This window comes from Ruminococcus sp. (assembly GCF_045129435.1).
In the GTDB taxonomy this organism is placed as follows: Bacteria; Bacillota; Clostridia; order Oscillospirales; family Acutalibacteraceae; genus Ruminococcoides.
The window spans coordinates 1-14,649 of the sequence record NZ_JBGVJL010000032.1; the positions used below are offsets into that span (position 1 = coordinate 1).

Annotated in this window: 12 protein-coding genes; 6 read left to right on the top strand and 6 right to left on the bottom strand. The window is 38.1% G+C overall.

Features of this window, described 5'->3' with window-relative positions:
• The first annotated feature begins 452 nt into the window (after positions 1-452).
• Both ACJMMI_RS01540 and ACJMMI_RS01545 read left to right on the top strand, forming a co-directional pair.
• Complete coding sequence (locus ACJMMI_RS01540; protein ID WP_405352855.1) at positions 453-1,007, top strand: RNA polymerase sigma factor; 555 nt, start codon at positions 453-455, stop codon at positions 1,005-1,007.
• Entirely contained in the window at positions 1,004-1,870 is an 867-nt protein-coding gene (locus ACJMMI_RS01545) for a hypothetical protein (protein ID WP_405352857.1), read from the top strand. Before ACJMMI_RS01540 ends, ACJMMI_RS01545 begins: the two co-directional genes overlap by 4 nt.
• A gap of 446 nt (positions 1,871-2,316) precedes the next feature.
• Here ACJMMI_RS01545 and ACJMMI_RS01550 read toward each other — a convergent pair whose 3' ends face one another.
• Complete coding sequence (locus ACJMMI_RS01550) at positions 2,317-2,583, bottom strand: hypothetical protein (protein WP_405352859.1); 267 nt, start codon at positions 2,581-2,583, stop codon at positions 2,317-2,319.
• A gap of 504 nt (positions 2,584-3,087) precedes the next feature.
• Between ACJMMI_RS01550 and ACJMMI_RS01555 the strand changes: the two genes are divergently transcribed.
• Positions 3,088-4,590 carry a phosphomannomutase/phosphoglucomutase gene (locus ACJMMI_RS01555; RefSeq protein ID WP_405352861.1) on the top strand — a complete coding sequence of 501 codons (1,503 nt, stop codon included), beginning with the start codon at positions 3,088-3,090 and terminating at the stop codon, positions 4,588-4,590.
• Between the two features lie 598 nt (positions 4,591-5,188).
• Here ACJMMI_RS01555 and ACJMMI_RS01560 read toward each other — a convergent pair.
• The 5 genes from ACJMMI_RS01560 to ACJMMI_RS01580 form a co-directional block, all read right to left on the bottom strand.
• On the bottom strand, positions 5,189-5,374 hold the full coding sequence (locus ACJMMI_RS01560) for a DUF4250 domain-containing protein (protein ID WP_405352863.1): 186 nt from the start codon (positions 5,372-5,374) through the stop codon (positions 5,189-5,191).
• A gap of 17 nt (positions 5,375-5,391) precedes the next feature.
• Positions 5,392-6,243: a helix-turn-helix domain-containing protein gene (locus ACJMMI_RS01565; protein ID WP_405352865.1), complete on the bottom strand. Its 852-nt coding sequence runs from the start codon at positions 6,241-6,243 to the stop codon at positions 5,392-5,394.
• A gap of 268 nt (positions 6,244-6,511) precedes the next feature.
• Complete coding sequence (locus ACJMMI_RS01570) at positions 6,512-7,654, bottom strand: hypothetical protein (protein WP_405352867.1); 1,143 nt, start codon at positions 7,652-7,654, stop codon at positions 6,512-6,514.
• A gap of 3 nt (positions 7,655-7,657) precedes the next feature.
• On the bottom strand, positions 7,658-9,568 hold the full coding sequence (locus ACJMMI_RS01575; RefSeq protein WP_405352869.1) for a TIM-barrel domain-containing protein: 1,911 nt from the start codon (positions 9,566-9,568) through the stop codon (positions 7,658-7,660).
• Between the two features lie 678 nt (positions 9,569-10,246).
• Complete coding sequence (locus tag ACJMMI_RS01580) at positions 10,247-10,669, bottom strand: DUF6465 family protein (protein WP_405352871.1); 423 nt, start codon at positions 10,667-10,669, stop codon at positions 10,247-10,249.
• A 334-nt stretch (positions 10,670-11,003) separates the two neighbouring features.
• Here ACJMMI_RS01580 and ACJMMI_RS01585 point away from each other — a divergent pair, with 334 nt between their 5' ends.
• The 3 genes from ACJMMI_RS01585 (at position 11,004) to ACJMMI_RS01595 (ending at position 14,292) form a co-directional block, all read left to right on the top strand.
• Positions 11,004-11,930 (top strand): AEC family transporter, encoded by a 927-nt coding sequence (locus ACJMMI_RS01585; RefSeq protein ID WP_405352873.1) that lies wholly within the window; start codon positions 11,004-11,006, stop codon positions 11,928-11,930.
• An 11-nt stretch (positions 11,931-11,941) separates the two neighbouring features.
• The gene (locus ACJMMI_RS01590) at positions 11,942-12,949 is read left to right on the top strand and encodes a helix-turn-helix transcriptional regulator (RefSeq protein ID WP_405352875.1); all 1,008 of its coding nucleotides are present in this window, start codon (positions 11,942-11,944) and stop codon (positions 12,947-12,949) included.
• A 479-nt stretch (positions 12,950-13,428) separates the two neighbouring features.
• Positions 13,429-14,292: a helix-turn-helix domain-containing protein gene (locus ACJMMI_RS01595; protein WP_405352877.1), complete on the top strand. Its 864-nt coding sequence runs from the start codon at positions 13,429-13,431 to the stop codon at positions 14,290-14,292.
• Positions 14,293-14,649: the final 357 nt, after the last annotated feature.

Here is a 14,649-nt window from a genome sequence, read left to right on the forward strand (position 1 = left end):
GTGCTTCACCCTCTCTAAAATGTCTTTCCTTTGGTTCATATTTCTACCTCCTGAGGAAAGTATACTCTCCTCAGGAGTGATCTGCCAAAATTGTACATTTTGAGTTGGCGATTTTGTGCATTTTCAGTTTAGCATTTATAAAAGATTTAAAATCGAAAAATCCCGAAAATTTTCAGATTCTTATCCCACTTTTATCACACTTCATATGGTATTATATATGTGTAAGGTAAAAATAAATAAACCTTATAGCAAAACGCTAACAACTTTATTTTTTCATAGATTTTTCCTCTTTCTTCTTATTCAAAAGTAACAGCCCGACTTTTAGCCGGGCTGTTACTTTTTGTGTAACTTTTTTAATATTTTGATATAATAATGTTAAAATATAAATTGCTCTCAAATATTTATATAATTATATCGTCTATATATATGAAAGCTAAAAAGGAGGGATTTAATTGAATGACAAACAAATAATTGATTTGTACTTTTTAAGATTGGAACAATCTATAGAAGAAACAAAAATCAAGTACAGCTCTTTTTGCCGAAAAATTGCATATAACATTCTCTCGAATAATGAAGATACCGATGAATGTGAAAATGATACTTACCTTAAAATATGGAATTCTATTCCGCCTAATAGTCCTAAAAATTTTAAGGCATACATAGGCAAAATCACAAGAAATATTGCACTTGATATGTGGAAGAAAAATCATACTCAAAAAAGAAACGCAGGTATTGAAATTCTTTTCAGCGAAATGGAAGATATATTATCAGTACCTCAGACAGACACCGAATATGAACTTGAGGAAATTACACCAATAATTAATAAATGGTTATTAACTCTAAGTAAAAAAGAACGGGCTTTGTTTATATTGAGGTATTGGCAAGGAGAATCTGTCAAAAGCATCGCAAAGCAATGGAACACATCTGCAAATAAACTTTCCGGCAAACTTTTCAGATTAAGAAAAAGTTTAAAACAGGTACTCGAAATGGAGGACATATTTCTATGAAAAAAAGCAATAATGAAATCTTATATAATTCAATCAGCAATATTGACGAAAGCATAATTGCATCTTCTTTGGTTTATAAACCTAAAAGCAAAAAAATCATTATATGTGCAAGCCTTGCAGCTTGCTTATGTGCGGTTTCAGTTACCAATATTGTCATATATAAAAGTAATTTTAATAAGCCTGCCAATACTTGTGAAGTTTTAAGTACGACTAACAGCAGTTCTGACTTTCACATTTATTCCTTACCTAAAGTTTTATCAGAGAACAGCGAAATTTCAAAACAAAAGGTTTTATTAAGTCCAATAAAAACTTTACTCGACGGCAACACGGGTATTCATACAATTACTTATACCGTTAATTTTAAATCAGACGGTTCACCTTACGATGAAAGAGATACTTCTTATAGCGGAAATATCATTAAGCAAGATTTATTCGATATATCGCCCGACGGTATCGAATTTTCTATTGTAAGCGACGCTGTGGAATATTATAATGTAACAGTAAAAAATAATTGCATATCATATCAAAGTGATTCAACCGTTTTTTCAGGACAAAGCAAATCGTTTGAAAATATTAAAATTTCTGACAACTGTTTCATAACTTGGCAGCCAACCTGCGAAAAATTTACAACAGAAATTTTGTCTATAACAGGTAAGAAAGAACCGGATTATGACAGCAATATTCAAGACAGAACAGAATACTCCAATACCGTAAAAGCAGTGTATGACAGTATCAAAAATTTTGATGAGTATTTTGGAGATACATTAACCTTTGAATTGCATTATAAAAACAATACCACAAAAACTGTTTATATATATATTTCAATAAACGAAAGCGGAAATTATATGGTAAATTACAGTTAAATATTAAAGGTTCTGCTTTAAATGTTGGGGTAATATTGATAAATTATGGTTTAGCAACGGTCGGGAAATTTTCTTTGAATTATCACTGTCTTTATACTCGAACAAAAAAGTTTGTTTTTTCAAAGGTTGTGGGTGTGGGCAAAGCCCACAATACTTTAGGCTAACGCAAAGTTTTGATAGCCAACAGCTTGCTGTTTGTGCCATATGAACTGTTATGAAAACAACTTCTCTTGGGCGTTGCCCACACCCACGAGCCTTTAAAAAGGCTCGACCTAAATTTTATGTCCGAGCAGAAAATCAGTCAAATTTTAAAACTTTAAACTCCCGACCGTTACTAAGTAATTGCCGAAAACAAAAATTTCTCCATATGCCAAAAACAGCCGCATTACTGCGGCTGTTTTTGGATTTAGAAGTTTTGAAATTAACGTGAAAACGTGAAAAGCTAATTATTTAATATCTGCATCGGCTGTGTCGCCAAAGAAGTTAAAACGGAAGAGCTTGCTCTCATCGTTTTTGTTTTCGCAGATAATGCTTGCCTCGGCAATCTTACCACCCTCAATGAGCTTTGTAAGGCCTACAATCTGGCAAAGCTTACTTTTAAGATTTAATCTATCGCCCTCGTTGGTAACGAGAAATACATTACCCTCGCAGGTATCAAGTACAGCAAGAAACTGTGCTACATCAACATCATGTAAACTAATAATAGGTGTCATAAAAATTTCCTCCAAAATGATAATATTAATAAATTTGTTACGCCATTTACCATTTGGCAAAATAATTATTTATGTTCGACCTAATTAAACCTTACTCGAGTAGTCTGACTGTATAATCAGTCGATAGTCAAGCGGACTATTTACTTGACAATTATTATTATAATCACATTTCTGTAAAAGTCAACAATTTTCTTAATAAAAATTTGTGTTTAAAGCAAATTGAATATGAACAACTTACAAAGTTAAGTACAAAAATATATTTATATTGCACAAAATACACTTAAAATTTATTTTTAATAAAGCAAAAAATTAATTTGCTTTTAGTGAAAATAACTACCCAAACACGACATATTCTTCAAAAAAGTTGCTTTTTTTACAAAAATAAAATTATTAATATATTGAGATTTTTGTGTGTTTAGGGTATAATTAATGCAGTGAATTTTGAAAATCTATGATTTTTGAAGATGAATTGTCCGAAAAAATAATAAAGGAATGGTACTTTAAATGTTAGACAAATTTTATAAGCAGTTTAAAAGCGGCACAGATATAAGAGGTGTGGCAAGCGAGGGCGTTGAGGGTCAGCCTGTAAACCTTACAGATGATGTTGTGGCTAAAATGGCGGACGGCTTTGTGCTCTGGCTTTCAAAAAAGGTTTCTAAAGCACCTGCCGCTCTTACAATTTCTATTGGTCGTGACAGCAGAATTTCAGGCCCGCACATTGTTGCAATCTGCAGTGAGCGTTTCAAACGCTGTGGTGCAACTGTGCTTGACTGTTCGCTTGCTTCTACTCCGTCAATGTTTATGACAACCGTTGACCTCGGCTGCGACGGTGCTTTGCAGATTACCGCAAGTCATCACCCGTTTAACAGAAACGGTCTTAAATTTTTTACCCGTGAGGGCGGTCTTGAGGGCAGTGACATTGAGTCTATTCTTGAGTACGCTCAGAATGGCGAGTCACCTGCTGAAAGCGGCTGTGGCGAAATTAGAAAAGTTGACTATATGACCGACTACGCTAAGGGACTTTGCGAGAAGATTAAATCTGAGGTAAATGCCGAGGATTACGATCACCCGCTCAAGGGCTTTAAGATTGTAGTTGATGCCGGCAACGGTGCAGGTGGTTTTTATGCCGATAAGGTTCTTGCTGTGCTTGGTGCAGATACAACCGGCAGCCGTTACCTTGACCCGGATGGAATGTTCCCTAACCATATTCCAAATCCGGAGGACGCAACAGCTATGGCTTCAATTTGCGAGGCAGTAAAAGAAGCTAATGCCGACCTCGGCGTAATTTTTGATACTGATGTTGATCGTGGAGGTGCTGTTGACAACAAGGGCAACGAGATTAATCGTAATCGCCTTGTGGCTGTGGCTGCTGCCATTGCACTCGAGGGCAACGAGGGTGGTACTATTGTTACCGACTCTATCACATCTTCAGGTCTGAAAGAATTTATTGAAGATACGCTCGGCGGAAAGCATTATCGTTACCGCAGAGGCTACAAGAATGTTATTGACAAGGCACTTGAGCTTAATGCTCAGGGAATTAACTGTCCGCTTGCTATTGAAACCTCAGGTCACGCCGCAATGAAAGAAAATTATTTCCTTGATGACGGTGCTTATCTTTGCACAAAGATTATTATTAAGGCGGCTCAGCTACGCAAAGAGGGCAAAGAGCTTGACGAACTTACAGCGGCACTTAAAGAGCCTGTTGAGAGCGAGGAGGTCAGATTTAAAATTTTAGAGTCTGATTTCAGAGCATGCGGTGAAAAAATTATTAATGACCTTACTGCATATGCTATGGCTCAGGAGGACTGGAATGTTGCTAATGATAACCGTGAGGGCATCAGAGTTTCATTTGATAAGGATAACGGTGACGGCTGGTTCTTGTTAAGACTTTCTGTTCACGATCCGATTATGCCGCTCAATATTGAAAGCGACTCTGTGGGCGGTGTTGAGATTATTTATAATAAGCTTAACGAGTTTTTAAAGACAACAAGCGGTCTTGAGTTATAATTTAACATAATAAATTTTGGCAGTTCTAAGAGCAAGGCTTTTGGAACTGCTTTTTATTGGTTCTGTTTTAAATGTTGGGGTAATATTGATAAATTATGGTTTAGCAGAGAGTTTTGGATAATTAACAAGAAATTTAGGTCGAGCCTTTTTAAAGGCTCGTGGGTTTGGGCAATGCCCAAGAAAGCTGTTTCTATTGCAAATTTTCAGGCACAAACAGCAACGCTGTTTGTGTGCTAAAGCAAGGTTTGATAAAACAGGCGACAGCCATTAAAAAGAAATACTTCATTAATATATAATAAAGAAGAATGGCTTTTTTTGTGTTGCTGTCGCAATTATAAGGCTTTAGCCATTGTGTTCAGACCGCAAAACAACAAACTGTTTTGCTATAAGAATTTTGCATAAACTTAAAGTATTTGCGGGCTTTGCCCACACCCACAACCTTTGAAAAGGTTGACCAAACTTTTATTTTCGGGTAGAAAGTCTGCAATAAATCAAGCAGAAATTTCCCGACCGTTGCTCAACCATAATTTATTCCCGAATGATAAATCCTTTTACAAACTTAATGCCCGACTACAGCTTTCTATAGTCGGGCAAATTTTTATACAAATTTATTAAGCTCTGCGTTATAGGTATAATCTATAGTGGCAAGCTTTTTTGTTATTTCTTCCTTGCTGATGTTTGCATCTTCGCACAGCGCGTCAAGCGAGGGGTAGAAATCTCTGAGCTTTGTATTAATAAAGCTTAACAAAATCATTGGGTCTGTCGGTAAATTTAATTCTGACATAATATTCTCCTTTTGTTTTAATCATCGTTGTCTTTTGAGTCCTTGAAAAATGAGCATATCCAGTAGTAAATCGGAATGGTGAGAAATACTACCCAACCGACCGTCCAACCGCCGAGCACATTAAAATACCCCATAAGAATATATGCGATTGCGGTAAGCACAGGAAAGGCGAAATGGTCGGGCTTGCGTTTGTAGATTGCATCTACAAGTGAATAGTAAAGCGGAATTGTGAGCAAAACTATCCAGCTTAATGCCCAACCAAAGCATACTCCGCTAAATCCCCAGCACAAAAATACTAAGATAGCTATAAGAAAAAAGGGAAAGGATTTCCAGAATTTTTTATGCTTTCTTCTGCTAAACATTTCGTCTGACATTTCGGCATCGTGCATTACTTCACCGTCTTTGGTGGTGTAAACCCTCTGTTTTCCGTTTTCGTTTACAAAAACTCCGTCCTTGCCAATATCAACCTTTGTGCCATCTTTGTCTTGCACATGTATTCCGTCAGCAAAGCTTATGTGTACCTTGTCGCCGTTTTTAGCGTCAACATGAATTCCGTTTTTAAATGACACCTTGTCGGCTTTTTTGTATTCCACACCCTCGTCACCTGTGGGAATTTGATTTTCTTCGGCTTGTGACTCAGACTCTTCGCTGACCTGTTCTGAGTCGCAAGTTCCTTTTAAAAGTTCATCAAGCGATACTCCGTATATTTCGGCAAGCAGTATAAGGTTGTCGGTGTCGGGAGAAGCCTCCGCACGCTCCCATTTGGATACAGCCTGTCGGCTTACGCCTATTTTATTGGCAAGCTCTTCCTGACTTAAATTGTGTTTCTTTCTGTATTGCAAAAGTCTGTTTGCAGTTTCTATGTTCATAAAATTTCCTCCTTTGTGAGCCGTATAATGATTTTTTTACCTCTCACTTTACCCGAATTATACACCGCAACCGCTGTTCTTGACAATATATTTTAGTTTTCATTCACGCAACCGCCGGTTGCAGGGATGAAAATTAATAATAAAATGTCTGAAATAAATACAATATTGCACATAAAGATGACTTGAGGAAAGGCAGGCTATTTAAATGATTTTCCGTCCGTCCTGCTGATTATCAGGTATTACAGAATATTAAAGCGGGGGTGTTATATTAATTTCTGCTTGTGAGATATACAGCGCCCTCCGATTGGTCAACTATGTAATCCATACCGAGCATTTCGGCGTAGTCGGAAAGCTTCATATAGTAGAAATAGGTTGCTCCCGTACTTCCCCAGAAGTCAAGCTCATTGCCCAGCAGTTGTATATCCTGCTTTTTGCCATTTATATAGAATTTGGCGCTTTCGGGATTGTCTTCTTTCATAATTACCTTGTACTTGTTGCCGCCGACAGTGTATTCGCTGGTTCTTGTTTTGCTGTCAACACGGTAGCTGCCGCCGAGATAATTTGTCACGATTTCCCTTTGCATATAATCGTCAACGCCGCCGTTATATTCAAGGTGCAGTCCGTAGCCAACGGGTATGCAGTATTCGCCGCTTGCCACATCATATACAAATTCAGACTCGTATTCTTCACTTGTAAATTCCTCGCCGTTTATGTAAAGCCTGTTGATATACATTTGGGGAATTGAGCTGAAATCTTCCTTGCCGTTTTGAAAATCACGGTAAATATGCGCATAGCTTATTCTTGCACATTCCTTGACATAGTCACAGGTCATTTCGCTGAATTTTTCATCAAAGCAGATTTTCAAAACTTTATTGTCACCCGAATAAAGGTTTACGGTCATTTTGCCGGAGGAACCGGAAAAAAGCGGAGTGTCTTTGCTTGTGTCGGGCAGACAGTCCTTTACAAGTGCGTAATAGTCAAATACAAAATTGATTTTTTTGTCAATGTCAAGAAATGACGAAAGCTCTAAATCAATGCTTTCTTCGTCCTGACTTATTTTAGCGTTGTATTTTCTTTCCAACCGGTTAATATCCTGTTCAAGATAATCGTTCATAGCCTCAAAGTAATTATTGTCGAGGTGAGCTGACGGCAGTCCGAATACTCCGCTTGAAGCTATAAAATATGAGTCCACCTCAAATAAAAAGCCCTGCTCTGTGCGGTAGGTGTATAGGGTGGAGGTTCTGTTGTCAAAGGATTTCTGATTGCCTGCGCTTGCAAGCTCGGCATAGCCGAATTCGTCCTTTACAAAGCCTGTAATTTCCGATTCGGAGTATTCGCTGTCCCTGCACCCTGCAAGCGTAAGAGCAAGCAGGGGGAGGAGCAGAATAATTGAAATAATTTTATTTTTCATAGGTTAACCTATATATGAAAGATTTTCGAGGTCAAGCTCGCTTGTGCGCATTGCAGGCTTGCAGAGCGGAATCTGCTTGCCCTTTTTGATGAAGAGCGGAACTTCGTTTAACGCAACCTCAATGAAATGTACGCCCTTTTCCATAGGCTTAGTTTCTGCATTTTCACCGCTGAGCTTAACGAAAGTCATATCCTCAGGGAGATATACATATCTGCCGCTTACATTCTGCTCGTAAACAGGGCAGATCATACATTCATCGCCGAGCATAACCTGAGTTTCGCACTCTCTTGCCATTTTATCCTGCGGATAATCAAATGCGAGTGGGCGGAAAATCATATCGTTGTTCTCGCTTGCCTTTTTAAATGTATTGTAAAGGTAAGGGATAAGTCTGTAGCGAACTGTTACAATATCTCTGAAGTCCTCAGGATTTTCAAAGTTGTAGCACTCCTGATCCTTTGTGCCAAGGGCTGAGTGGTTACGCATAAGCGGTGTGAACACACCGAGTGCGAGGAAACGGAGAACGAGGTCACGAGTTGCGTTTTCGTTAAATCCGCCGAGGTCGGCACCGCAGTAGAGGAAACCGCACATATTTGCAGACGGTAGCATCTTGAGGTTTAAGAGAATATGTGACCACCAAGAGTGGTTGTCGCCAAACCAAATACCGCTTGAGCGGTGAGCACCGATGTATGATGCTCTTGAGAACATAAGAATTTTGCTGTCGCCGAATTTCTTTGCAAAATGCTCGCCTGCGGCTCTTGTCATATTTGCACCGTAGATGTTGTGAACTCTGTCGTGGCAAACAGGCTTGCCGTCTATCATATGATAAATGCTTGAATAGTCCTCAGGGCTGTTTGAAAGTCCGAGGAATGTGTCTTTAAGATTAAAGAATTTTGAAAGGTCAAGGTTTTCTCCCTCAAGTGACTTTGCTTTTTCAAGAGCCTTATTGAGTCCCTTGGTTGAGTAGAAAATAGCAGGCTCGTTCATATCATTCCAGAAGCCGTCAATGCCTGCGTCTGTGAGTCTGTCGTATTTTGCACCGAACCACTCACGAACCTCTTTCTGCATAAAGTCAGGGAAACCAACGATTCCCGGCCAAACGCCGCCCTCAAAGATTTCGCCGTCCTCGGTTTTGCAGAAGTAGCCGTTTTCAACACCTTCTTCGTAAACATCGTAACCTTCTTCCTTTTTAACGCCGGCGTCAATGATAGGAATAAGGTGGATACCCTGTGCCTTCTTTTCCTTTACATAATCGGCAAAGTTCGGGAATTTGTCCTCATCAACTGTGAAGTCCTTGTAGTCTTTCATATAGTCAATGTCGAGATATACGCAGTCGAGTGGAATTTTTGCGTCCTCATAGCCCTTGATTACACCGTCAACAGCGGCTTTGTCAGGGTAGCTCCAACGGCTCTGCTGATAGCCAAATGCCCAGAATGGCGGAATATAGCTCTGACCGATTGCGGCACGAAACTCTTTTACGATGTCAAGCGGCTTGTTGCTCTCAGCCTCAATGATATAGATGTCAAAATCTGTGCCGTCAATGGTGATGTCGGTGCGGTTTGGTGATGTGTAGCCGATGTCCCAGCGAATTTTTGCAGGGAAGTCAATGAAAATACCAAATGTTTTGCTGCCGTTTAACATAAGGAAGTTGTGTGCGGCATAGAGTGAGCTTTTGGTTTCTGTGTGGAACGGGTCATCACTGCAAAAGCTTTCATAAACCCAACCACGCTTGTTAATTCCTCTTGGTGCTTCGCCAAGACCAAAAACAATGTCGCTGTCCTGCATATCAAATCCAAAAGTAAATTTGCCGTCAGCTACTTTGTATTTGATTGGGAAATTTTCAATGCTGTTGCTTGCAAATTCTTTTACTACAGCGTCTGTACGGATAGGGCTGCCGCTTGTGTACTTTTTAATCATTGTATATTGCTCCTTTATAATGAAATTATTACCTTGGTATGACTGTCTGTGCCAAGGTTTTAGGTTCTGTTTTAAATGTTGAGGTAACATTGATAAATTATGGTTTAGCAGAGAGCTTTGGATAATTAACATAGAATTTAGGTCGAGCCTTTTTAAAGGCTCGTGGGTTTGGGCAACGCCCAAGAAAGGTTGTGACTATTACAATTTATAAGGCACAAACAGCAACGCTGTTTGTGTGCTAAAGCAAAGTTTGACAAAACAGGCAACAGCCTTTTAAAAGAAACCATTCATTAATAAAAAAATGATGCCTTTTTGTGATGCTATCGCAATTATAAGGCTTTCGCTATTGTGATTAAGCCGCCAAACAGCAAGCTGTTTGGCTATCAGAATTTTTCATAAATTTAAAGTATTTGTGGGCTTTGCCCACACCCACAACCTTTGAAAAAGGTTGACCAAATTTTTATTTCCGAGTACAAAGTCTGTGCTAATTCAAACAAAATTTCCCGACCGTTGCTAAACCCTAATTCAACACAACTAATAGAGCCGTTTTTACAATTTCATTATATAGTCTGCTTTGTAAAAAATCAATCTGTATATTAAATAATCACTAAAATATTAAAGAAAAAACAAAAAAGAGCCATACTCATCGTATGACTCCTAAAATTTTAGTAATTTTAATTAGCAGAAGAATACATCCATTGAACCTTCTTCGCCGTCAGCAACAAAATATGCTTTGTTCTCGTCAGGCTTGAGGTAAATTGAAATTTCCTTTGCGTCTTTGCCATATGTAGCTTTAACATTGTTGATAATATCTTCAACAGCGTTCTGCTTGCCGTTGAACTCAACAACGAAGTTTACCTTTGTTTCAGCCTTTGGCTCTGCCTTTACTTCAACAGGAGCTTCAGCCTTTGCCTTTGCAGCCTTTGTTGCAGCAGCTACAGCAGCAGGCTTCTTTGGAGCAACCTTTTTAGGTGCAGCCTTCTTTGCAGGAGCTTCCTTTACAGGAGCGGTTTCTTTTACAGCAGTTGCAGCAGCTTTTGTTTCTACCTTAGCATCATTGGCAGCTGCCGGTTTTGTAGTAGCAGTTTTTCTTGTTGCCATTGTAAAATCCCTCTTTCTGAACTATATATACATAAAATCACTGTGAAATAATAATAAAAACAACCGTTCTTATTTATATATATTATATAATTCAAAGCATAAAAAGTCAATAAAAGCAAACAATTTCAGCGGATAATACATATTTGAAAAAATATTTCTTTTTCATTGGTTGTTTTGCACTATACAGCCGACATAATTTTGTACAAAATGATATTTTTCTATGATATATATTTTTTATATACCTCCCAAATTTGGCTGTATTACTGCCTAAGCATTGAAAAAATGAGTTATTGTGCTATACTTAAAAGTGGTTAAATTTTAGGGGGAAAAGGAAATGTTAGAAAACTTTATAGTGGTAGCACAACAGGTACTTGTGCTGTTTATTCTTATCTCATTAGGCTTTATATGCGGTAAGAAAAAGGTAATTACAGATGTGTCTGCAAAGCACATCAACAACCTTGTTTTGTACTTTGTTACACCGTGCGTAATGGTGTCTGCCTTTCAGCGTGATTTTACACCTGAGCTTCTGGGCGGACTTGGAATTATGGCAATCTGTGCAACAGCGGTTATGGCGGCAACAATTCTTGTTGTAAGCCTTGTTTTCAAGGGCAAAGAGGCAAAGCAAAGAGTGCTGCGATTTGCAACGGTATTTTCAAACTGTGCATTTATGTCATTCCCTTTGCAGGAGGCTGTGCTTGGTGATGACGGCTTGTTTTACGGTGCTGTGTTCGTTGCAGTATTCAACATTCTTGTGTGGACCTACGGACTTGTGTGTATGAGCGGCGATATTAAAGAAATTTCGGCTAAAAAGCTCATTACAAACCCGGGTATTATCGGTGTTGTAATTGCAATTATTGTATTTGCGCTCAACATAAAGCTTCCTTATATGATAGGTCAGCCTATTGAATATATGGCGGCATTAAACACGCCGTTGCCAATGATGATTATTGGCTACTACCTTTCTGAGGCAGACCTAAAAAAAGCATTTTCAAATGTGTCGGTTTACATAGCAATGGGACTAAGACTTGTGGCTGTGCCGGTAATTACTGCAATCGTGCTTTATTTGTGCAAGGTGGAGTCAACCCTTGCGGTTGCCTGCGTAATTGCATCTGCCGCACCGACTGCCGCTACAACTACTATGTTTGCGGTAAAATACAACAGAGATACCGAGCTTTCGGTTAGCATTGTTGCGGTTACTACGGTATTTTCAATCATTACAATGCCGCTTGTAATTGCATTTGCTCAAACATTGACAGCTTAACGGAGGACATTATGCCAAAATCATCGGGACAAAAGCTCAAGCTTTTATATTTGCGTGATATTCTGCTTAAAAAGACAGACGAAAATCACGGCATTACTGCGGCTGAAATCATTGATTCCCTTGCTGAAAAGAATATAAAGTCGGAGCGAAAAAGTCTTTATGATGATATTGAAACGCTCCAAAACTACGGACTTGATATTTGCAAAACCAAGACGAACACCACTAAATATGCGGTTTGCTCAAGAGATTTTGAGGTTACAGAGCTTAAACTGCTTGTTGACGCTGTGCAAAGCTCAAGATTTATTACACGCAAAAAGAGTATAGAGTTGATTGAAAAGCTTGAAGGACTTGTGAGTGATTATCAGGGCAAGGAGCTTAGGCGTGATGTCTATATTACAAACAGAGTAAAAGGCTTGAATGAAAAGATTTACTATGTTGTTGACAGCCTGCAAAACGCTATTTCTCAGAACAAAAAAATCAGCTTTTTGTATATGAAGTGGGAGATAGGCGAAGGCAGCAAAATTGTAAAAACTGCGAGAAAAAACGGCAAAAGATATGTGATTTCACCAATTTGGCTTTGCTGGGACGATGAAAATTACTATCTTGTCGGCTATGACAGTGAGAGCCAAATTATTAAGCACTACAGAGTTGATAAGATTGAAAGCGTGGAAATTCTTGATGAAAAGCGTGAGCAGAACAAGGAAATCCTCGAATTTGACGGTGCAAAATATACTAAAAAGATTTTTTCTATGTACGGCGGCGAAGAACTTGAAGTAACAATGCTTGTGGACAATTCGCTTGTGGGTGTGATTGCCGACCAGTTTGGCGATGACATTTTTATAGTAAAGGAAAATGAAAATCAGTTCAGATTTACAGCAAAAATTTCTATAAGCAGTCAGTTCTACGCTTGGCTGTTCGGGCTTAAAGGCGGTGTTAAAATCTTGTCACCGCAAAAGGTGGTAGATGGTTTTAAGGCTCAGCTTGACGCTGTGAGTGCCAATTATTTTACATCAGAATAAATTGCTTTGATGTGCATTTTTTAATTGCATTGTAAACAAAGTTGTTTATAGGTCAGGAATTTTTAGTTTATTGAAAATTCCTGACCTTTATTTACTTTATGAGAATGATGTGCAAAAACGTTACAGACTTTATTATGGTGAAATATTATTCTGATAAAATCCATAGGTTTTATTTAGAAAAACGCAATAAAATAAGCACACGAAATAACGAAATTTTACACTAACAAAAAAGAAAGTGTACTTTTTTGCTTTAATTGTTCATTATTGTATTGACAATTAAACAGTTTTGTACTATTATATTGACAACAACAAAATAATATTTAATTTGGATAATTCGGAGCAATGTTCTGCCTGCAAGTTGGAGAGATTGTGACCGATAGTAAACGGTGCAAAAGAGCGTTATAGCTACAGAGATTAGTGAGGGAGTATCTCGCACTGAAATTCTGTTTGCACTTAGATTATATAAAGGGGTAATATTAGTGGCTATCAGATTTTTGAACTCTGTAACTTCTACAAGTTCAAGCTTTCGTGTTTCATGCGGTGAGCTTGTTGTAGATGATTTATGGAGCGTTCATCACGAAGTGGAGTTGGGTGTAGTAAGAAGCGGTTCAATTACTATTGAAACCGCACTTGGTATCACACAGCTTTCAGAGGGCGATATTTTCTTTATCGCACCAAACCAGAAGCACAGATTTGACAACAACAATAATGTGCATATTGAAATTATGCTGTTGAACTTAAACGATGGTTCAACACTTACACAGCAGTTTATTCCGACTGCCGTTATCAAGAGCATTGTTGGCGGAAACTGCACAAAGTTTTTGTACTTTAAACCGGACGAAGATTTTTACGGCCATATTTATGATTGTTTTGAAACTGCTTTCAAAACAGAAATAGACAAGCAAAGGGGATTTTATCTTCTTGCAACAGGTAAGTTCTACGAGCTTTTCTATTATCTTTTTGAATCAAGAAAATTTGAGATTTACGATATTGAAACTCATGGCAAAAAAGACAGAGCATTACGCAGAGTTACCGAGTATATCAACGAGAATTTCTGCAGCTTGCTTACTCTCGACATTATTGCCGAGCATACAGGACTGAGCAGATACTACATCTCACATCTTTTCAAGGAGCTTTTGAACACAACATTTATTAATTATCTTAATGAGCTTCGTCTTTCAAGAGCGGCACTTTTGCTTACAACAACCGACACACCGGTTATTGAAATTGCAGGCAAGTCAGGTTTTAACAATATTTCTAATTTTAACAGAGCATTTAAGATGTACTACGGAATTACACCGTCAAAGTACAGAAAATCTGAGCGTAGCAAGGCTAAGGTTTAATTAAAAAATTAACAGGCAGTCAGTTTTATTGGGGTTATAGAAAACTGATTGCCTGTTTTTTGTTTGTGCTTTTTTATTTTGATTATTTGTTAATAAGGATAAATTATAGTTTGTAACGGTCGGGAAATTTTTTGATTAAATTATCACAGATTTTATACCCGAGCAAAAAAGTTTAGTCAACCTTTTCAAAGGTTGTGGGGAAAGCCCGCAAATACTTTAAACTAACGCAAAGTTCTGATAGCCAAACAGCTTGCTGTTTGGCGGCTTGAACACAATGGCTAAAGCCTTATAATTGCGATAGCAACACAAAAAGCCATTCTTCTTTATTAAAAAGGCTCGACCTAAATTTTTTATTTA

Coding starts and splice junctions, on each gene's coding strand:
- ACJMMI_RS01545 (WP_405352857.1), top strand. CDS start 1,004: ATGAAAAAAAGCAATAATGAAATCTTATATAATTCAATCAGCAATATT.
- ACJMMI_RS01550 (WP_405352859.1), bottom strand. CDS start 2,583: ATGACACCTATTATTAGTTTACATGATGTTGATGTAGCACAGTTTCTT.
- ACJMMI_RS01555 (WP_405352861.1), top strand. CDS start 3,088: ATGTTAGACAAATTTTATAAGCAGTTTAAAAGCGGCACAGATATAAGA.
- ACJMMI_RS01560 (WP_405352863.1), bottom strand. CDS start 5,374: ATGTCAGAATTAAATTTACCGACAGACCCAATGATTTTGTTAAGCTTT.
- ACJMMI_RS01565 (WP_405352865.1), bottom strand. CDS start 6,243: ATGAACATAGAAACTGCAAACAGACTTTTGCAATACAGAAAGAAACAC.
- ACJMMI_RS01570 (WP_405352867.1), bottom strand. CDS start 7,654: ATGAAAAATAAAATTATTTCAATTATTCTGCTCCTCCCCCTGCTTGCT.
- ACJMMI_RS01575 (WP_405352869.1), bottom strand. CDS start 9,568: ATGATTAAAAAGTACACAAGCGGCAGCCCTATCCGTACAGACGCTGTA.
- ACJMMI_RS01580 (WP_405352871.1), bottom strand. CDS start 10,669: ATGGCAACAAGAAAAACTGCTACTACAAAACCGGCAGCTGCCAATGAT.
- ACJMMI_RS01585 (WP_405352873.1), top strand. CDS start 11,004: ATGTTAGAAAACTTTATAGTGGTAGCACAACAGGTACTTGTGCTGTTT.
- ACJMMI_RS01590 (WP_405352875.1), top strand. CDS start 11,942: ATGCCAAAATCATCGGGACAAAAGCTCAAGCTTTTATATTTGCGTGAT.